Source organism: Mesotoga sp. HF07.pep.5.2.highcov, from assembly GCF_003666285.1.
GTDB classification, from domain to species: domain Bacteria; phylum Thermotogota; class Thermotogae; order Petrotogales; family Kosmotogaceae; genus Mesotoga; species Mesotoga prima.
In genome coordinates, this window is sequence record NZ_JFHJ01000321.1 from 1 (window position 1) to 2,088 (window position 2,088).

Below are 2,088 nucleotides of genomic sequence, written 5' to 3' on the forward strand. Positions count from 1 at the left end.
CAATCCCCATGGAAGAAGAATACATCAGAAGCTCAAAGTAGACAAGTATTAGACTTTCGCGGGGTTGGAGGTTGGGCGTGGCAGGTTGGAAAGAGGAAAGTCAGGGGAGTTGTAAGACCGTGGTTGGGGGTCGGAGGTCGGGGGTTCGTAAGAGCAAGAGAAACTGGTTGACCGAGTTTAGTGGTTCTCCGAAGAAAAGACCTGTTTTTCGTTCCAGAGCGAGGATCTGTTATTCGTTCTACGGATTCACTAAGCGTTAAAGAGCAGCGCTAAACGTCTCTCAGAACCGGGATGCTGAAACAAGTTCAGCATGACGAATTATTTCGTCTTTGGAATCAGCAAACGCTGTCATACCCATCTCGCATTCTCGCAATAACCGTCAGTTGTCATCCCGCTGAGCCTGCCCTGAATACATTAACTTCGTCATCCCGTGATGTATTTGCACGGGATCTCGAATTTTAGATCCGCTGTTCGCTGAAAAGCAAAGAACCGTTGATCGCTGGAAAGAGCCGTTACTAGCCTGTGTGGGGCCTCTAATTACGGTCATCCCGAACTTGTTTCGGGACCTGCACTTTTGAAGCGTGGTTCGGGGTGGGAGGTTGGGGTTCGTAAGAGCAAGAGAAACTGGTTGACCGTTGAGCGGTTCTCCCTTCTCCGAAGAAAAAACCCGTGCTTCGTTCCGACGCTCCGCGTCCAGGTTCTTCGTTCTTGGTTGAAGTAATGAAGCAAGAGCATCAAGATTCCGACCAGGAGCTTTGTCGGAATGACGGCATTTGACGTTTCTTTACTTTAGGGTTCGCAACTTGGAACAGACAACTTGCGACTGCTATTCATTAAGGACCAAGGACGGTGGGACCGCTTACGAACAACGACTTTCAATTCTACTTTCTCAAACCGGAACTTCTCTCCAGGAGGCAAACGACAGCATTTGATATTGCTTCGGACTATAATAGTTGAATATGCGACCATCCGAGAGGTGAGCTATGGCAAAAGATATACATAAAATGCTTGGCGAGGAGAGAATTGGAAGGCTTCTTCTCAGTCTTTCTTTGCCTGCTACTATCGGCATGCTTGTCCAGGCTATGTACAACTTCGTTGACACAATCTTTGTTGGAAGAGGTGTCGGATCGATGGGAATCGCAGGCATCTCGATCTCCTTGCCTGTTCAAATATTCGTTATGGCATTCGCTCAAATGTTCGGAATCGGTGGCGCTTCCGTGATATCGAGGTCGCTGGGTGAAAGGGACCACAAAAAGGCGAGACGAGCCGCCGGAAACGTAATGGTTTTCTCGGTCGCCTTCGGATTGGTAATGACTCTCCTAGGACAGTTCTTTTTAGATCAACTGCTTATAATGCTCGGTGCTAGTGAAGCCATCATTCCGTATGCAAGAGAATACCTGGGTATAATTCTTCTTGGAAGCGCTTTCTTTTCTTTCGGTATGGCCATGAATCATGTGGTGAGGGCTGAAGGAAAACCGAAAATAGCGATGGCCGCAATGTTGATCTCTGCCGTTCTCAATATTATACTTGACCCCATTTTTATTTTCTCTCTAAATTTGGGGATTTGGGGCGCGGCTTTGGCGACCGTTCTGTCTCAAGCTGCCACTTCAATCTATGTTCTCTTCTACTTCTTAAGTGGGAAAAGCTTGCTGAGAGTCTCTTTAAGATCGCTGATCCCCGAATGGAGAATCATGAGGGAGACTGTCTCGGTAGGACTCTCCGCCTTTTCAAGACAGGTAGCCGGCAGCCTTCTGGCCGTGGTTCTCAACAATTCGCTGGTTTTCTACGGAGGAGATATTGCCGTTGCAGTTTATGGAGTGATCAACCGACTTCTGATGGTTTTTATCATGCCCATGTTCGGCGTAAACCAGGGATTTCTTCCAATTGTCGGATACAACTATGGCGCCAGAAAAATGAGACGGGCGAGAGAGTCTGTCAAACTTGCATCTGCAGTTACTACAGTGATTGCTCTTTTCTCGTCAATAGTCATGTTTCTGTTCGCGAGACAACTCATATCAATTTTCACCGATGAAACAGAGCTTATTGAGTCCACCATTTATGCACTCAGAATAGTTATCCTTGCCACCC

At 47.4% G+C, this 2,088-nt stretch carries 1 protein-coding gene; it reads left to right on the forward strand.

The genetic code is table 11. The features are described 5' to 3' along the window. Positions 1-983 precede the first annotated feature (983 nt). The coding region (locus BG32_RS07075; protein WP_147434865.1) for an MATE family efflux transporter at positions 984-2,088 on the forward strand (1,105 nt) is incomplete at its 3' end.